The 15,314-nt window shown below is 67.5% G+C and carries 17 protein-coding genes; 6 read left to right on the forward strand and 11 right to left on the reverse strand.

Annotated features, from left to right (window positions below; all coding sequences use genetic code 11):
• Nucleotides 1-88 precede the first annotated feature (88 nt).
• The gene (locus WFL22_RS07075) at nucleotides 89-697 is read left to right on the forward strand and encodes a DUF5134 domain-containing protein (RefSeq protein ID WP_336992068.1); all 609 of its coding nucleotides are present in this window, start codon (nucleotides 89-91) and stop codon (nucleotides 695-697) included.
• Nucleotides 698-703: 6 nt separating this feature from the next.
• Here WFL22_RS07075 and WFL22_RS07080 read toward each other — a convergent pair whose 3' ends face one another.
• The 6 genes from WFL22_RS07080 to WFL22_RS07105 form a co-directional block, all read right to left on the reverse strand.
• Complete coding sequence (locus WFL22_RS07080; RefSeq protein WP_336992070.1) at nucleotides 704-1,519, reverse strand: CPBP family intramembrane glutamic endopeptidase; 816 nt, start codon at nucleotides 1,517-1,519, stop codon at nucleotides 704-706.
• 14 nt (nucleotides 1,520-1,533) lie between these two features.
• Complete coding sequence (locus WFL22_RS07085) at nucleotides 1,534-3,774, reverse strand: heavy metal translocating P-type ATPase (RefSeq protein WP_336992071.1); 2,241 nt, start codon at nucleotides 3,772-3,774, stop codon at nucleotides 1,534-1,536.
• Nucleotides 3,771-5,831, reverse strand: a complete 2,061-nt coding sequence (locus tag WFL22_RS07090) for a cytochrome c oxidase assembly protein (RefSeq protein ID WP_336992072.1) — start codon at nucleotides 5,829-5,831, stop codon at nucleotides 3,771-3,773. The genes WFL22_RS07085 and WFL22_RS07090 overlap by 4 nt, the downstream gene beginning before the upstream one ends.
• A complete protein-coding gene (locus WFL22_RS07095; RefSeq protein ID WP_336992073.1) occupies nucleotides 5,828-6,061 on the reverse strand; it encodes a heavy-metal-associated domain-containing protein in 234 nt (77 codons plus the stop codon). The genes WFL22_RS07090 and WFL22_RS07095 overlap by 4 nt, the downstream gene beginning before the upstream one ends.
• Nucleotides 6,062-6,148: 87 nt before the next feature.
• Nucleotides 6,149-6,964 carry a M56 family metallopeptidase gene (locus tag WFL22_RS07100; protein ID WP_336992075.1) on the reverse strand — a complete coding sequence of 272 codons (816 nt, stop codon included), beginning with the start codon at nucleotides 6,962-6,964 and terminating at the stop codon, nucleotides 6,149-6,151.
• 6 nt (nucleotides 6,965-6,970) lie between these two features.
• Nucleotides 6,971-7,348 carry a BlaI/MecI/CopY family transcriptional regulator gene (locus tag WFL22_RS07105; RefSeq protein ID WP_017883900.1) on the reverse strand — a complete coding sequence of 126 codons (378 nt, stop codon included), beginning with the start codon at nucleotides 7,346-7,348 and terminating at the stop codon, nucleotides 6,971-6,973.
• 87 nt (nucleotides 7,349-7,435) lie between these two features.
• Between WFL22_RS07105 and WFL22_RS07110 the strand changes: the two genes are divergently transcribed.
• Nucleotides 7,436-7,669, forward strand: coding sequence for a hypothetical protein (locus WFL22_RS07110; RefSeq protein ID WP_017883901.1), 234 nt, complete (start codon nucleotides 7,436-7,438; stop codon nucleotides 7,667-7,669).
• A gap of 13 nt (nucleotides 7,670-7,682) precedes the next feature.
• On the opposite strand, the gene WFL22_RS07115 is transcribed toward WFL22_RS07110, so the two are convergent.
• Entirely contained in the window at nucleotides 7,683-8,063 is a 381-nt protein-coding gene (locus tag WFL22_RS07115; protein WP_017883902.1) for an ArsR/SmtB family transcription factor, read from the reverse strand.
• A gap of 143 nt (nucleotides 8,064-8,206) precedes the next feature.
• On the opposite strand from WFL22_RS07115, the gene WFL22_RS07120 reads away from it, so the two are divergent.
• The 4 genes from WFL22_RS07120 (at nucleotide 8,207) to WFL22_RS07135 (ending at nucleotide 11,484) form a co-directional block, all read left to right on the forward strand.
• Entirely contained in the window at nucleotides 8,207-9,148 is a 942-nt protein-coding gene (locus WFL22_RS07120) for a cation diffusion facilitator family transporter (protein ID WP_024356167.1), read from the forward strand.
• 28 nt (nucleotides 9,149-9,176) lie between these two features.
• A complete protein-coding gene (locus tag WFL22_RS07125; RefSeq protein WP_024356168.1) occupies nucleotides 9,177-10,334 on the forward strand; it encodes a heparan-alpha-glucosaminide N-acetyltransferase domain-containing protein in 1,158 nt (385 codons plus the stop codon).
• Nucleotides 10,335-10,356: 22 nt separating this feature from the next.
• Complete coding sequence (locus WFL22_RS07130; RefSeq protein ID WP_017883905.1) at nucleotides 10,357-10,713, forward strand: hypothetical protein; 357 nt, start codon at nucleotides 10,357-10,359, stop codon at nucleotides 10,711-10,713.
• A gap of 78 nt (nucleotides 10,714-10,791) precedes the next feature.
• Complete coding sequence (locus tag WFL22_RS07135) at nucleotides 10,792-11,484, forward strand: hypothetical protein (RefSeq protein ID WP_152485643.1); 693 nt, start codon at nucleotides 10,792-10,794, stop codon at nucleotides 11,482-11,484.
• A gap of 118 nt (nucleotides 11,485-11,602) precedes the next feature.
• Here the strand turns inward: WFL22_RS07135 and WFL22_RS07140 are convergent, their stop codons facing one another.
• From WFL22_RS07140 to WFL22_RS07155, 4 genes are all read right to left on the reverse strand, one after another.
• Nucleotides 11,603-11,818, reverse strand: a complete 216-nt coding sequence (locus WFL22_RS07140) for a hypothetical protein (RefSeq protein WP_017883907.1) — start codon at nucleotides 11,816-11,818, stop codon at nucleotides 11,603-11,605.
• 63 nt (nucleotides 11,819-11,881) lie between these two features.
• Entirely contained in the window at nucleotides 11,882-12,811 is a 930-nt protein-coding gene (locus WFL22_RS07145; protein WP_336992077.1) for an SURF1 family cytochrome oxidase biogenesis protein, read from the reverse strand.
• Between the two features lie 108 nt (nucleotides 12,812-12,919).
• Nucleotides 12,920-13,960 (reverse strand): zinc-binding alcohol dehydrogenase family protein, encoded by a 1,041-nt coding sequence (locus WFL22_RS07150; RefSeq protein WP_024356170.1) that lies wholly within the window; start codon nucleotides 13,958-13,960, stop codon nucleotides 12,920-12,922.
• Nucleotides 13,961-14,110: 150 nt separating this feature from the next.
• The gene (locus WFL22_RS07155) at nucleotides 14,111-15,313 is read right to left on the reverse strand and encodes a M23 family metallopeptidase (protein WP_024356171.1); all 1,203 of its coding nucleotides are present in this window, start codon (nucleotides 15,311-15,313) and stop codon (nucleotides 14,111-14,113) included.
• Nucleotide 15,314: the final 1 nt, after the last annotated feature.

Genomic DNA, 15,314 nt, shown 5'->3' on the forward strand with positions numbered 1-15,314 from the left:
GTCTCCTCCCCTCCCCCGGGTTCGGGGAACCTCGAGGGATGCGGGCCTTGGCCCGTACTCTACATGATGTAGATGTAAGCTCGTGGGTATGCTGGCTTCCCCGTGGAATCTGATTCTCACCGTCGTCTTCGCGTTCACCGGGGTGTACTGCCTCGTGCGCCTCATCGCGCACCGGCCCCCTCCCGGCGCGCGGCGCGGCCCGGTGCTCGAGTCGATGGCGATCCATCTCATGCACCTGGTGATGAGCGCCGGGATGATCGCGATGTGCTGGATGATGTCGATTCCGGCGGCGTCGAACTGGGCGCAGATCGTGGTCTTCACCGTACTTGCGCTCGCCCTAGTGCCGGGGCTCTGGAAGGCGCCGTTGCCGGCCCGCCGCGTCGATCTCGCCGGGCATATCTGGCTCGCTGGCGCGATGGTGTGGATGATCGCGGCGATGCCGCTGCTCATGGCGGACATGGGCGGCGGGGAGCACGGTGGCGGCCACGGAGAGGCCGCTGATGAGGCGATGATGTTGGCGATGACCACCCCGGTGTGGGTGGACGTCGTCAACGTGGTGTTTGTGGCTGGAAGCGCAGCGATCGCACTGTGGTGGGCCTTCCGCGCGGCGACGGTTCGCGGGGATCGGTTGCACGCGCTCTGCCACTGCCTGATGGCGGCGGGGATGGCGGCGATGCTGCTGCTCATGAACGGGTAAGGCCTTCTAGGGAGCGACTTCGAATAGGGTCGGCCAGAGCAGCAGCGCGAGCGGGTAGCCGACGAAGCTGACGATGTTGAGCAGCCAGTGCGCGATGATGAGCGGCAACGACCTCCCCCAGCGGTGGTAGACCCAGCCGAAGAGGAGCCCCATGACCACGTTGCCGATGAATGCGCCGATGCCCTGGTAGAGGTGGTAGCTGCCGCGCAGCAGTGCGCTTGAGACGATGGTGGAGATCGGGCCGACCCCGAGGCGTCGCATACGGTCGAAGAAGTAGGCGACGACGATGAGCTCCTCGCCGAGAGCTGCACGCAGGGCGGAGAGGATCAGCACGGGCACCGTCCACCAGTAGGCGTCGAGGGCGGTCGGTACGACGTTCGCGTTGATCCCGATGATGCGCGAGAAGAGGTAGAACGCGAGCCCCGGGATCCCGATCGCAGCCGCGAGCACGACACCCCAGCCGGTGTCTGCCAGCCACCACCGGCCGCCCCTGCCGGGGAGCCGTCCGAGGCCGAGGTTTCCCAGGTGCGGGGCCGCTGTGCGCCAGAGCAGATACGCCACGAGCGCGACGGGTGCGAGTTCCCCCACGAAGCCGAGCAGCTGGTAGGCGAGGTCGAAGAGGGGCTGCTCGGCCAGCGGCCGGTTGATGGTGGCGGTCTGGGAGGCGAGCGCGGTCTCCTGGCTGAGGCGGCGCAGGATCGTGATGATCGACTGCACGCCCGCGTAGCCGAAAGACAGTGCGAGCACGATCGCGAGCTCCCAGCGCAGTCGACGCTTCGAGATCGGGGCAACGTCGAAGCGCGCGTATTGGGGTGGTCGCACCTTTGAGAGCCCGTCTATATCCGGCGGCGGTAGTTCTGCAGCCGAAGGCTGTTGAAGACGACGAGCACCGAGGAGAGTGCCATGGCGCCGGCGGCGATGAGGGGATTCAGGAAGCCGGCGGCGGCGATCGGGATCGCGGCGAGGTTGTAGCCGAACGCCCAGCCGAGGTTCACGCGGATGGTGCGAAGGGTGCGACGGGAGAGCTCGATCGCCTCGGGGATCACGGCGAGGTCTTCTCGAACGAGGATGATGTCGGCCGATTTGAGGGCGATGTCGGTGCCGGAGACGACGGCGAGGCCGAGGTCGGCGGCGGCGAGGGCGACGGCGTCGTTGATGCCGTCGCCGACCATCGCGACCCGCTCTCCCGCCGCTTGCAGCTCGCGAATCGCATCGCCTTTCTCGGCGGGCAGCACTTCTGCGGAGACGCGGTCGATGCCGAGGGTGTCGGCGATCTCCTCTGCGGCCGTTCGGGAGTCGCCGGTGAGCAGCACGGTGGTGAGGCCCTGCTGCTGCAGCGCTTGGATTGCAGCACGGGCGTTCGGCTTGATGGTGTCGGCGAGTCCAAAGCGCCCGATCAGGCGTCCTGCCTGGGAGACGAACACGGTCGATTCCGTGGCGTCGGCCTCGGTGAGGTAGACGCGGGCGGCACCGGTCGAGACGCCCTGCTCGTCCAGGTAGGCGAGGCTGCCGATGTGGACGGTGTCGCCGGCGACGGTGCCGGAGGCGCCCCGGCCGGGCACGGCGATGAAGTCTCTGACGGGGTCGAGGTCGGTGATCTGCTGCTTCGCGGCCGCGACGATGGCACGGGCGATGAGGTGCTCCGATCCCTGCTCCACGGAGGCGGCGACGCGCAGCAGCTCGTGCTCGGCGACGCCGGGAAGGGTGGCAATGCTGCGCACGGTCATCTCGCCGGTGGTGAGGGTACCGGTCTTGTCGAGCACCACGGTGGTGATCGTGCCGCTCGCCTCGAGCGCATCCTGCCCCTTCACGAGGATGCCGAGGCTGGCGCCCCGGCCGATGCCGACCATGAGCGCGGTCGGAGTGGCGAGCCCGAGGGCGCATGGGCAGGCAATGATGAGGGTGGAGATCCCGATCCCGAAGGCCTCTTCGAAGGAGCGGCCGGCGAGCATCCACCCGGTGGTGACGAGGATGGCGAGAACGATCACTCCGGGTACGAAGTAGCGGGTGACGCGGTCGACGAGGGTCTGCACGCGGGCTTTGCGGGCCTGGGCTTGTTCGGCGAGGGCGGCCATCTGCGCGAGCTGGGTGTGTGCGCCGACCGAGCTCGTGCGCACTTCGAGGCGGCCGTTGGTGCTGATCGTGCCGCCGATCACCGCATCGCCGCTCGAGGCAGTGACGGGGAGCGGTTCGCCGGTGAGCATGCTGGCGTCGATGTCGGCGCTACCGACGATGATGGTGCCGTCGGCGGGGAGAGTTTCGCCGGGGAGCACGACGAACACGTCGTCGACGCGGAGTTCCGTGGCGGGCCTGATCTCCTCGGTGCCGTCGCGCTGGATGCGGACGTGCGTGGCGGCAAGCTCGCTGAGAGCGCCGAGCACGTCGCCGGCTTTGCGGCGTGAGCGGGTTTCGAAGTAGCGGCCGGCGAGCTGAAAGGTGGTCATGCCGGCGGCGACGTCCAGATAGATGGCGTTTGCCCCCTCGGGGGTGGCGCCGATGCCAAGCCAGTATCCGGCCCCGCTCCCCTCGATGCCGAGCAGCAGCGTCACGACTGACCAGCCGAAGGAGGCGGCGATGCCGAGGGAGACGAGGGTATCCATGCTGACGTCGCCGTGGCGGAGGTTTCTGAGGGTGGCCTTGTGGAACGGCCAGGCCGCCCAGGTGACGATCGGCACGGCGAGGGCTACGCAGAGCCATTCCCAGCCGGGGAAGCGCCAGTCGGGGACGAGGGCGAGCACGATCGTGAGATCCATGAGCGGCACGGTGAGCACGGCGGCGAGGATGAGCCGTCTGCGCAGCGAGGTGATGCGCACTTCGGTAGCGCGCTTTGACCAGGCGTCGTCGGCGTCGTCGTGGATGCGCGCCCCGTAGCCGGCTTTCTCGACGCGCTCGAGTGCTTCGCTCGCGCGAGCGGCGCCGAGGCCAGAGACGATGGCGCGCTCGGTCGCGTAGTTCACGCTCGCGGTGACACCCTCGATCTTGTTCAGGGCGCGTTCGACGCGGCCCGCGCAGGCGGCGCAGGTCATGCCTGAGACGTCGAGCTGCAACGGCTCGACGACGTCGGGGGCGAGGGTCACGACTGGGGCTCCTCTTCACTCCGGGGTGCGGGCCGTCCCGGGCCTGCGGCTTGCCGCCGATTTGCGAGAGTTTCGAGCATCTTGTTGTAGTCGTCGAACTCCTCGTCGCGGCCGGAGTCCAAGTGCCGATCCTTGCGGCGGGCTTCTTTGGCGTCCTGCCGAGACCATTGGATGCCGAGCGCGATGATGACGAGCAGCAGCGGCAGCTCGCCGCCGGCCCAGGCGACGCCGCCGCCGAGGTACTGGGAGGCTTGGAGGTCTGTCCAGGGCAGCCCGAAGTAGAGGTAGAAGTTCTCTGCGATCCACTCACCATCAGCCATCATCAGGATCACGCCGAAGAAGGCGTGGAACGGCATCGCGGCGAGCACGAACCCGAGCTTGCCGATGTGTGGGAGGGGGCGCGGCGGTCGGTCGACGCCGATGACGAGTCCGTAGAAGAGATATCCGGCGATGATGAAGTGGACGTTCATGAGCTGGTGCGCCCAGTGGAAGCGCATGCCCTCTTCGAAGATCCCGGTGAAGTACAGCCCGTAGTAGGAGCCAACGAAGAGCACGAACACGAACAGCGGGTTGTAGACGAGGCGGAGCACCTTCCAGTGCAGCGCCCAGGTGATCCAGTTGTGCAGTCCCGCTGGGCGGGTGGGGTCGGATCGGGTTGCCCGCAGTAGCAGGGTGATGATGCCGCCCATCACCAGGAGGATCGGGGCGAGCATGTTCAGGCTCATGTGCACGATCATGTGCGTGCCGAAGTCGGGGGCCGAGTACTTACCGAAGCCGGAGCTTGTGGCGAAGACGATGACGCACCAGCCGCCGATCCATGAGATTGTGCGGCCGATCGGCCATCGGTCGCCGCGCGTGTGCAGCACGCGTACAGCCCAGAGGTAGGCGGCGACGGCGGCGATCGCGAGCACGATGAAGAGGAGATTGGGCCGCCAGTGCGTGAACCAGACCAGCAGCGACGGCGCCTCGGCAACCTCGAAGCCGAGGAATACCTGGGAGATGCTGGTGGGCTGGAAGTAGTGGGGCGGCGGGACCCTCGTCATGGCTGCGGTGATCCCAACCCATCCGGCGATCGCCAGGGTCGCGATGGCGGGCGGCAGCAGTGCTGGCTTGACCGGGTTCGCGCGCTGGACGGCACGCCAGCCGAGCAGTGCGGCGATGAGGAGTGCCAGGCATGTCCAGCGGGCGAGGATCTGCCACCCCGTCTCCGAATCGAAGAGGCTCGATCCGGCGAGCTTGAACCAAGTCAGGACGACGTCGGTGGCAATGATCAGCGGTATCCCGATGAGCACGAAGGTGGTGAGGCGGGTAACGATGACCGGGTCGAGGGTGCGGCCGCTCGCGGCTCGGATGGCGGCGATGAGGATGACGCCGAAAACCGCTCCTGTGGCGAGGGTCTGGTAGGTGCCGGCATCGCTGCCGAGGTCGTGATTCGGGCCGACGAGGATCTGCCCGACGACCACGGGGGCGAGGATGCCGAAGCAGGTCATCCAGAGTGGGATGAGGAGCCCTGTCCACCGGGTGACGAACTGGCAGACGAGTGAGGTGATGACGGCGGCGACCAGCGACACCGTCCAGGCGCGAGGGAAGGCGCTCGTCTCGTAGAGGAAGGCGAATGCGCCAGGCTCCGTGAGACGCGCGAGGGGCATGCCGCTGCTGTCGAGCGATTCGAAGACCACCATGCCGGCCGACACCATCGCCCAGGCGACCGAGGCGATACGCAGCAGGGTGAGTTCGAGGCATGGCTCGATCCGTTTGGCCTGTTTGCCGCGAGCGTCACGGAAGAACAGGAGGTACAGCAGGGCGCCGAGGGTGAGCATGGCGGCGAGATCGCCGAGTCCCTGCCCGAGCGCGGTCGGCACGGCGACGTCGAAGCCAGGGAAGGTGAGGTAGATCTGTTCATAGGCGGCCGGCCCGATGCGGAGCGTGGCGACGATCGGGGGGACGATGATCGCAAGGAGACCGAATGCCGCGATCGCCAGAGCGACGGCGGTGCGACGTGGCGAGCGCTCCCGTGAGGCCTGAGCGGGCGTGGTCGTGGCCGCGCTGCTGCTCATCGTGCCCGCTCGCGGATGGCGGTGAGTTCGAAGCCGGCCTCGCTGACGGCCTGCGTGAGGGCGTTGGTGCTGAGGGGGTGGGCGACGTCGAGGATCACCCGGCCGGAGGTCACGTCGACGTCGTCGACGTCGACGCCACTGAGCGCGCTGAGCACCGTGGTCAACGTCTGAGCGCAGTGGCTGCAGGTCATGCCATTGATGGCGAGCTCCTGCTTGCTGGTCACGTCCATCGCCGTCGTCCTCTCCTCGGGATACTCGCTTAAGACTACAAGATGTAGACGTATGCGAGCTTGGCGCGGGCAGCCGGCGCGACGAGGTCAGCGCAGCTGTGCGGCGGCGTGCAGGCCCTGCGGGATGCGGCGTCGCTGCGGGGTAGGCCAGCGTTTCCGGGTGAGGCGCTCGGCTCGGAGGGTCATTCCGACATCGTGCGTCGCGGCTGCGAGGACGATGAGTGCATTCGCGAGGTGTGCGGCCCCGACTTGGCGGGCGGCGGCATCGTCGGCAGCGAGCTCGATCTGCAGGCGGGTGGCGCGTTCGAGCGCTCGACTGGCTCGGGTACCCGGCAGGACGAGCGTGTTGAGCTGGGCAATGCGGATGGCGAGTCCGTGCTGGTGGCGCAGGTGGGCGAACTCGTGGGCGAGCACTGCTTGCAACTGCGGCGGGGTGAGGAGCTGCTCCATGGCTGAGGAGACGAAGATCTCGGGACGTCTGCCGGGGACAGCATAGGCTTCGGGCGTCTCCGAGTGGAAGCGGACGAGGGTGAATCCGATGTGCTCGTCTCTCGCATAGGCGACAGCGTGGGAGTGGGAGGCCGGGCGCAGGGACTGCAGCGAGCCGGCGAAGGTGAAGACGAAGACGAGGAAGACACCGGAAATCCCGGCGGCGACCCAGATCGCCGCTGATACGGTCACGCTGGTGGTGTGCGGGATGGCGTGCCGCAGCGACTCGACCGCGACGATGCCGAGGGCGATGCCGGCGAGGGCGGTCGCGATGCCCACGCCGAACGACCCGAACCAGACCGTCAGCGCGGCTCTCGGGTGGAAGAGGTGCCAGCGTCCTGCGGTGAGTACTCGCGGACAGAGCACGGCGAGCGCGAGGGCCGTGCCCAGGAGAACGAGGGCCAGGAGCAGCACGGTCGGTTATCCTTCGGGCTTCGCCTCGCCGAAGGCGTCCATGAGCGCGGCGACGTCGTCTTCGGCGAGATTCCCGGCGAAGGCGAGCAGGGCGGCCCGCCGGTCGGCGGCCTGCTCGAGCGCGGAGGTCATCGTCTCGCTCGCCTCCTTCTCACTTGATCGCAGCGGTCGGAAGCTGATCTTCCGGGGCGAGTCGCCGATCCGTTCGACGCGGCCTTTCCCTTCCAAGCGGGTAAGTGCCGTCATGAGCGTCGTGTAGGCCGGCACGGGTTCGCTGAACATGGTCTGCAGTTCGCGCGCGCTCACGGCGCGCTCCTGTTCGTGGAGTCGTTGCATGACCTCGTCTTCGAGACCGCCCCATTCGCGTTTGCGCACCCCGGCCATGTCGTACCCTCCTCGTCGATGATTTTTACTCTACATCTCGTCGAGTTATTGCATTGTTCTCACAGCATGCAACAGTAGCCTCTGCGCATGGAGAACTGGTGGGCGAACGCGCTCTGGTCGCTCACCCCGTCGGTGATCATCGGCGCCTTCTTCTGGTTCGTGATCCGCGCGATCTCTCGGGCCGATCGCACGGAGCGCCGGGTCTATAAGCAGATCGAGGCCGAGGAGCGCGCGAAAGCTGGTCTCCCGCCGAAACAGCAGCCTCCCGCGCAGTCGCCGGCGGCTGCCGAGCCCGCGCCTGTCGAAGAGACGCCGGAGTGAGCACGCTGGCCGGTCAGTCAGCGGTGATGCCCTCATGATGCATGGGGCACAAGCGGACGGCGTCCCCGGTGAGAGCTAGCATCTTCTCGGCTGCTGCGAGGATCGCAACGACGGCGTCGGGATGCGCGAGCGAGTACATCGAGGCCCGCCCCTCGGCTCGCGAGACGACCATGCCGGTGTCTTTCAAGCAGGCGAGATGCTTGGAGACGGTGCTCTGGGAGAGACCGAGGTGCTTCACCAGGTCGACCACGCGGTGCTCCCCGAGTTGCAGATGCTGCAGGATCACCAGTCGGGAAGGATCGCCGAGGCTATGGAAGAGGGCTGCCGCAGAGGTCAGCGCCTCGGCTTCGGCAATCGTCGGCAGCTCATGAGAACGTTCGGCTTGCATCGTCATATCACGATGTTATCTCCGAATCGGCAATCACTCTAGGTCGGAGGCAGCCGCGACTTATTGGCGAAAGATAACATCGCCAAACGACGATGTTATCTATATAGTGAAGTGTATTGATCAGTACCGAATGAGAACGGAGATCTCGAATGGGCGCAGGACATGATCACGGCCCGGGCGTGGCCGAGGCGGGACAGCCCGGCGACTATCGCCGTAAGCTCTGGATCGCCTTCGGCATCACCGCAACGATCGTCGTCGCGCAGGCCGTGGGTTCCGTCGTCACCGGAAGCCTCGCACTGCTCACTGACACCGCGCATGCCATCACCGACGCCTCGGGGCTGCTGGTCGCGCTGATCGCGGCGACACTGATGCTGCGGCCGGCGACGTCGACGCGCACCTGGGGGTTCCGCCGGATCGAGGTGATCGCCGCGCTCGGGCAGGCGACGCTACTGCTCGTGGTCGGCTTTTACACCGCCATCGAGGGCATCCGGCGCCTATTCGAACCGCCGGAGGTGCCTGCGACCGAGCTGCTGGTCTTCGGTATCGTCGGCCTCGCCGCGAACATCACCGCCATCCTCATTCTCTCCTCGAGCCGAGGCGCAAACTTCAATATGCGCGCCGCATTCCTCGAGGTGCTCAACGACGCGCTCGGCTCCCTGGGCGTGATCGTCGCCGCCATCGTGATCGCCACCACGGGCTTCCAGCGCGCCGACGCCCTCGCCGGCCTCTTCATCGCCGCGCTCATCGTGCCCCGCGCCTTCAAGCTGATGCGCGAGACGACGAGCGTGCTCATGGAGTTCACCCCCAAGGGCCTCAATCTCGACGAGGTGCGTGCGCACATCCTCGAGCTCGAGCACGTCAAGGATGTGCACGACCTGCACGCTTCGACGGTCGCGACCGGTCTGCCGACGATCACCGCGCATGTCGTCGTCGAGGATGAATGCTTCACCGACGGGCATGCTGCCGAAGTGCTCCATGCGGTGAAGGAGTGCGTAGCGGAGCACTTCGAGGTGTCGGTCAACCACTCGACCTTCCAGATCGAGACGGCGCACATCAGCGACGACGAGCCGGTGGGCGTCAAGCACCCATGAGCGAGTGGCGCGGGATCGGCGGCGGAGCATGACGAGCGCCCCCACGACTCCGCTGCGCCGCCGCATCGAACGAAACTGGCGGCGGCTGAACGGCCCCGCCCGGGTCGCGGGGGTCGACCTCGCTCGCGGGCTCGCGGTGCTGGGCATGTTGGCGGCGCATCTGCTCTGGCTCGGCTCGCTGTCGTGGACGGAGCCGTCGACATGGGGGGCGATCGTGAACGGTCGCTCCTCGATCCTCTTCGCCACGCTCGCTGGCGTCTCGCTCGGCCTCTCCACGGGCGGCCCGAGGCCTCCGAGCGGTGCCGGGCTCGGCCGGGCGAGGCTGCGGGTGGTGATCCGGGCGCTGTTGATCTGGCTTATCGGCGTGCTGCTCATCAGCCTCGACGTACCGGCGGCGATCATCTTGCCGACTTATGCGGTCATCTTCGTCCTGGCGCTCCCCCTGCTCGCGCAGCGCGCCTCACGGCTGTTCCTCGCAGCCGCGATCGTCGTGCTCGTGGCTTCGCCCGTGGTGGTGTGGGCGAATGCCTCGCCGTGGTGGGAGAGCTACGAAGGCTGGCTCACCGGGCTCTACATCGGATGGAACTATCCGTTTCCGCTGTGGGTCGCGTTCACCCTCGCGGGCCTCGGTCTGGCGCGCGCGGGGATGTGGTCGCGGCGGGTGCAGTGGGCGGCACTCGGCCTTGGCATGTTGCTGGCGGTAGCCGGATACAGTCTCTCCCCCGGCGCGGAGTCGTCGGAGGAGTCGGCTGATCGACCGTTCCTTGAGGCCTGGTGGACGGCGGATCCGCACTCGAGCGGCGTGCTCGAGGCGATCGGGAGCGGCGGCTTCGCGATCGCGGTGATCGGCGTGTGCCTGCTGCTGTGCTCTGCCGGACGGCTGCCGTGGCTCACCTTCCCGCTCCGGGCGGTAGGGTCGATGCCGTTGACGGCCTATGTGCTGCAGATCGTGGGCTGGGCCCTCGCCTCGACGATCCTGCTCGGCTCCGCGCATGAGCATGCGTTCCGCGATCTCGACCCGTTTCTCCCGATGACGCTCGCCACGATTGTGCTCTCCGTGGTGTGGAGTCTGCTGGTCGGGCAAGGGCCGCTGGAAGCTCTGATCGGTCGGCTCTCGTCGTTCGGCGGGCCGCCTGGCTCCTCCGGGGGCAATGCGCAGCGGCGCCAGCATATCCTTGAGCCGTGACTGTCGACCCCGCTCTCGCCGCATGATCGTCTGGTTCGGCATTGCCCAGATCGTCCTCGCCCTGCTCGCGGCGCTCGTCTGCATCCTTGAGTTCTCCCGCAAGCGAGGCCCCAACGACTACACCCTCGGCGCGACCCTGCTTGTCGGGGTGCTGCTCATCGCGCAGGTAGTCGTCGGCATCGTGCAGCCTGTCGCAGGCAATCCCGTCGTGGGGGATCCGCTCGAGTTCTGGATGTATCTCATCGTCGCGCTACTCATCCCGTTCGGTGCGGCGTTCTGGGCGCTCGTCGACCGTCGCCGCACGGCGAACCTCGTGCTGGTCGTCGTGAACTTCGCCGTCGCCGTCATGCTCTACCGCATGATGGTGATCTGGGGATGAGTGAGTTCGACGCTGACCGGCACGCCGCGCCGCGGTGACATCGCCCGCCGCCCGGCTGAGGTTTGAGAGAATGGCGGAATGGCAGCTTCGCACACGGATGAGACTCGGCGTCGGCTGCTCTCCGAGTCCTACCGTCGTCTCCGACCGGATGCGCATGTGGCGTTCGTCGATGAGAGCTACGTCGTCCCCGAGGTCGCACACGGTGCACGCACGTTCTACATCGCGACCGCGTATGTGTCGCCGGTTCGACTCCATCAGCCGGTGCGTGACGATCTCGGGTCGATCGTCGGCGGAAGCTACTGGCATACGAGCGAGGCACACGCGGCGGGCGATGCGGAGACGATCCACGAGCTCTGCCGCTACCTCGCCGCAGCCGAGGAGGACGAAGCGTTCCTGTTGGCGGTGCAGTCGCCGATCGAAGATGCTCCTGGCGGCGATGAACTCGCTCGCGAGGCATGCTTGACGGCACTGCTGGGGAACCTGCACGAGGGGCAGCTGACGCCTCGGCCGTCGCTCGTCGTGGCCGAGGAGCGACGCCACCAAGGACAGCGGGCCCGTGATCTGCGGACGATCAAGACGATGCGACAGGCGCAGGTGATCGGCCAGATGCAGGTGACCTTCACCTCACCGTCAGTGGAGCCGCTGCTGTGGGTGCCCGACATCGTGGCGTTCGCGCAGAGCCACCTTGAGCGTGGGAGCGACGCGGGCTATGCCGTGCCGCTGGCGCCGCTGCTGCGGGTCGTGCCCGTGGAAAAAAGCAACCCCCGGTAGCCGAAGCAAGAGACCGGGGGCCGCCGGAGCTATCGAGCGCTGGGCTGGAATGCTCCGGTTTGCACTCACTAGTGTAGCCGCATCGTCCAGTGTAGGCAAGACCCGGCAAGACGACAGATCAGCGACGCGGAGGGCGTTTCTTCCGCCTGCCGCGCTGCTGCCATCGGCGCTTGAGCCGTGAGCCGAGCCGACGCGAGCGGTAGACGAAGTCGTCGAGCTCCTCGCGAACGGTCGGATCCTCGCGGCTGTCGCGCGGGGGTGCGCCGGCGACACCGATGACGGCGATCAGGGCGGACATGATGAGCAGCTGCGTGATCCAGAGGGCGATCTCCACGCCTGCTCCTTTCGATGGCCCGGGTCGGGAAGACGCTCCGGCGCATGCGGCCGGTGGCGACCGCTACTGCTCGAGGAAGGCGTCTTCCTCTTCGGCGTCGGTCGTGCCGCGCCGGGCCTTGCGCGCTGCGGCTCGTCGCTGCTGCCGCAGCACGGCTTCGCTGCCCGCATTCAGACCGCGATGCTCCTGCCGGGCGGCGTAGACGACGCCGAAGGCGGCGATGAGGATGAACACATACCATTGCAGCGCGTAAGAGAGGTGCGGGCCTTCATCGCGCTCCGGTGGCTCGGGGAGCACCCCGGTTTCGGCCTTGGGGGTTTCCCCGATGAGCATGCCGTACGCCCCGGTGTAGGCCTCATCGAAACCGCCGATCCGGGCGATCTCGGGCAAGTTGATACTGGCGACCGTGCTGCCCTGAGCGAGGCGCCCGGCGATCTGCGGTTCACTCGCCCGAAGTCGCACGTCGACCTCGACCGGCCCGGTTGGGGCTGCAGGAATGCTGTCGAGCCAGGCGTCGCCCGCATTCGCCTCGTTGCCATTGACCGGCACCCAGCCGCGGTCGACGATGAACATCAACCCCTGATCGGTGCGCAGAGCTTGGAGGAGATGTGAGCCGACCCCTTCGAGGCCGGGTCGGTTGCGGGCGAGGAAGGGGTTGCCGAGGTACTCGCCGCGCACGGTGGCGGTCTGCCATTTCAGTGTGTCTTCGTCGAAGCCAGCAGGGTCGGGCACAGCGTCATCGAGCGGGATAGCTGCGGCGTCGTAGTTCTGCTCAATGCGCGCGATCTCCGCTCGGGCATCGGCTCGCCGGTCGAACTGCCAGTCAGCGAGCCAGACGCAGACGATGCAGAAGATGACGAGGAGGACGTAGTACCCGAGCCAGCGGCGCGATCGCAGGAACGACCAGCCCGGTTGCGATTGGGGCGGCTCCTGGGGTCGCTCATGTCCTCCGTGGACTGGGCCCTGCCCGGAGGTGGCGGTGTGTGTCGTCATGCCGCTCAAGGGGTGCGCAGCATGCCGGAGTCGACACGGAGTGTGAGGGCGGCAAGCATCATGCCGGTCATCCTTTCCTGAGCCGCCCGCAGCTGGGCGGCCTCGCTGCTACGGCAGGGAGCTGAAGCCTTCGAGTGTGATCTTCCCGACCGCCGTGCCGCTCTCGATGAGGCGATGGGCTTCGGCGACGGTCGCGGCGTCGATCTCGCCGAGCGTGCTGGTCAGCGTGCTGCGGAGCTTCCCGGCGTCGACGAGCTCGCCGACCTGTCGGAGGATCTCGCCCTGCTCGGCCAGGTCGAGGGTCTGCAAGCGAGAGCGCATGAACACGTCTTCGGGGTGCAGTGAGATGCACTTCGACTGGAACGGCTGCACGTCGAGCTCGGGGTGATCGGTGTACCCGAAGCGCCCCTGCGGGGCGAGCAGTTCGAGGATGTCGCCCTGTCTCTCCTCGGATCCCGCGGTGGAGAGCACGAAGCCGGGCGCCCCGAGGCCGAGCTCGGCCACCTGTGGGGTGAGCGGCCGGCGGTGGTCGAGGACGTGGTGGGCGCCAAGGTTCGCACACCACGCCTTCGTGACTGGGCGGCTGGCGGTGGCGATCACGGTGACGTTGGTGAGGGCGCGCAGCAGCTGAATGGCCATCGACCCGACTCCCCCGCCCCCGCCGATGATGACGACTGCGGATGCGGCTCCCGGGACGGGCCGCGTCACCTCGAGCCGGTCAAAGAGCAGCTCCCACGCGGTGAGCGCTGTCAGCGGCAGCGCCGCCGCGTGCGTGTCGCTCAGCGAGGCCGGAGCGTGAGCAGCGAGGTGGGCATCGACGATCTGGTATTCGGCGTTGCTGCCCGGCCGGTCGATCGCTCCCGCGTAGAAGACGCGGTCGCCAACGGCGAAGTGTTCAAGCAGCGGTTCGTCCTCGACGGACGCGCCGAGTCCGACGATTGTGCCAACGGCGTCGTAGCCGAGAACGCGAGGCTGCCCGGCGCGGGGTTGCTCGGTGGCGCGAATCGCACAGTCCACCGGGTTCACGGAGACAGCGTGCACCTGCACCAGCAGATCGTGTTCCTCGGCTTCGGGTATCGGCAGCTCGACGTCGCGGAGAGCCCCGTCTTCGTCGAGGGGGCCTGGGTGGGTATATCCAACGGCCTTCATGTTTGTCCCCTTTCCTGCATGTAGATGAGTCGTGGGCTCCGGCACGAGTGCGGCGTCACCGGTTGCGGCCTCTGCGCGCGGCACGGCATGGGGCGTCGGCGTGCCAGAGGCGGGTCTTGAGCGGATGCGGTGTCTAGAGGTGACATCGTGCTAGATGAACGGGGTCGGATCGATGAAGTTGCCGCCGGAGAGCACTTCGTAGTGGACATGGCAGCCGAAGCTCATCCCGGTGTTGCCGACGTAGCCGATGACAGCTCCGGCGGGCACCCATTGGCCGGAGACCACCGGCGGTGTGCCGATCTGATGCGCGAAACGGGTCTGATAGCCGTTGTCCTGGTTGAGGTAGGTCATGTATCCGCCGAAGTTGTCGACCCAACCGGCGACGGCGACGGTGCCGGAGGAGGGCGCGACGATGGGGGTGCCGCAGCCGGCTGGGAGATCGAGCCCGGTGTGACTCGGTGGTTGCCGGAAGTAGGTGGAGATCCAGGAGATCGGCACCGGCTGGTACCAGCCGGCACCGCCGGGGGTACCGCCGCCACCCCCACCGCCGCCACCTCCGCCGCTCTGTTGCTTTCTGCGCTCCTCCTCTTCGGCGCGGAGGCGTTCCTCGTAACCGGCGACCGTGTCGGTGGTCGCGTCTTTCAGAGCGGCGAGCTGCGCCTCGAGCTCACGCTGCTGCGCTTCTTGCGCGAGGAACGTAGTGCGCTGTGCGTCGAGGTTCTCAGCGGCGGTCTGGGCCAGCTGTTCGGCATCGGCTCGCAACTGATCGCGCTCCGTGCTCGCGGCGTCGGCTTGCTCGCCCAGCGAGGAAGCCGTGTTGCGGGCGAGCTCAGCACTCGCGGCGATGGTGGTGTTGCGCCGGGTGGCTTGCTCCATCATCGCGAGGCGGTTCAGCAGGGCGTCGGTGGTCGCTGCGTCGGCCTCGAAGAACATGTCGGCACTGCGGTCGATACCGCCGGAGCGATACATCTGGCCGACGACGACCCCCGCTTGGTCTGCGGCGACGTTGGCTTCCTCACGGCTCTTGTCGGCCTTCGCTTGGAGCGTCTCAGCGCGGAGCGCGGCGTCGGCTGCTGCGGTCTCGGCGTCCTGCCAGCTCGCGTTCGCTTGTTCGGTCGCGACCCGGAGCAGCTCGAGCTCCGCCAGGCTCTGCTCGAGCAGTCCTTCGATCTCCGTGACTTTCGCGGCGGCGGCCGCCTCGTTCCGCTTCGCGGCCTGCACGTCGTCCCAGGTGGGCAGCTCGACCCCGTGGGCGGGCGTCGCCCCTCCCGAGAGGAAGAGGGCGAGGCCGACCAGGGCGGCCGCGAGAGCGCCGACGAGCCGGCGTCTCCGAACGCTTGAGGTGATATTCATC

It is taken from the genome of Leucobacter sp. VD1, assembly GCF_037150695.1.
Taxonomy (GTDB): Bacteria; Actinomycetota; Actinomycetes; order Actinomycetales; family Microbacteriaceae; genus Leucobacter.

Excerpts from the sequence above, each read along its gene's own strand:
- WFL22_RS07075 (WP_336992068.1), top strand. The coding sequence starts at position 89 with ATGCTGGCTTCCCCGTGGAATCTGATTCTCACCGTCGTCTTCGCGTTC.
- WFL22_RS07090 (WP_336992072.1), bottom strand. The coding sequence starts at position 5,831 with ATGAGCAGCAGCGCGGCCACGACCACGCCCGCTCAGGCCTCACGGGAG.
- WFL22_RS07095 (WP_336992073.1), bottom strand. The coding sequence starts at position 6,061 with ATGGACGTGACCAGCAAGCAGGAGCTCGCCATCAATGGCATGACCTGC.
- WFL22_RS07105 (WP_017883900.1), bottom strand. The coding sequence starts at position 7,348 with ATGGCCGGGGTGCGCAAACGCGAATGGGGCGGTCTCGAAGACGAGGTC.
- WFL22_RS07110 (WP_017883901.1), top strand. The coding sequence starts at position 7,436 with ATGGAGAACTGGTGGGCGAACGCGCTCTGGTCGCTCACCCCGTCGGTG.
- WFL22_RS07115 (WP_017883902.1), bottom strand. The coding sequence starts at position 8,063 with ATGACGATGCAAGCCGAACGTTCTCATGAGCTGCCGACGATTGCCGAA.
- WFL22_RS07120 (WP_024356167.1), top strand. The coding sequence starts at position 8,207 with ATGGGCGCAGGACATGATCACGGCCCGGGCGTGGCCGAGGCGGGACAG.
- WFL22_RS07125 (WP_024356168.1), top strand. The coding sequence starts at position 9,177 with ATGACGAGCGCCCCCACGACTCCGCTGCGCCGCCGCATCGAACGAAAC.
- WFL22_RS07130 (WP_017883905.1), top strand. The coding sequence starts at position 10,357 with ATGATCGTCTGGTTCGGCATTGCCCAGATCGTCCTCGCCCTGCTCGCG.
- WFL22_RS07135 (WP_152485643.1), top strand. The coding sequence starts at position 10,792 with ATGGCAGCTTCGCACACGGATGAGACTCGGCGTCGGCTGCTCTCCGAG.
- WFL22_RS07145 (WP_336992077.1), bottom strand. The coding sequence starts at position 12,811 with ATGACGACACACACCGCCACCTCCGGGCAGGGCCCAGTCCACGGAGGA.
- WFL22_RS07150 (WP_024356170.1), bottom strand. The coding sequence starts at position 13,960 with ATGAAGGCCGTTGGATATACCCACCCAGGCCCCCTCGACGAAGACGGG.
- WFL22_RS07155 (WP_024356171.1), bottom strand. The coding sequence starts at position 15,313 with ATGAATATCACCTCAAGCGTTCGGAGACGCCGGCTCGTCGGCGCTCTC.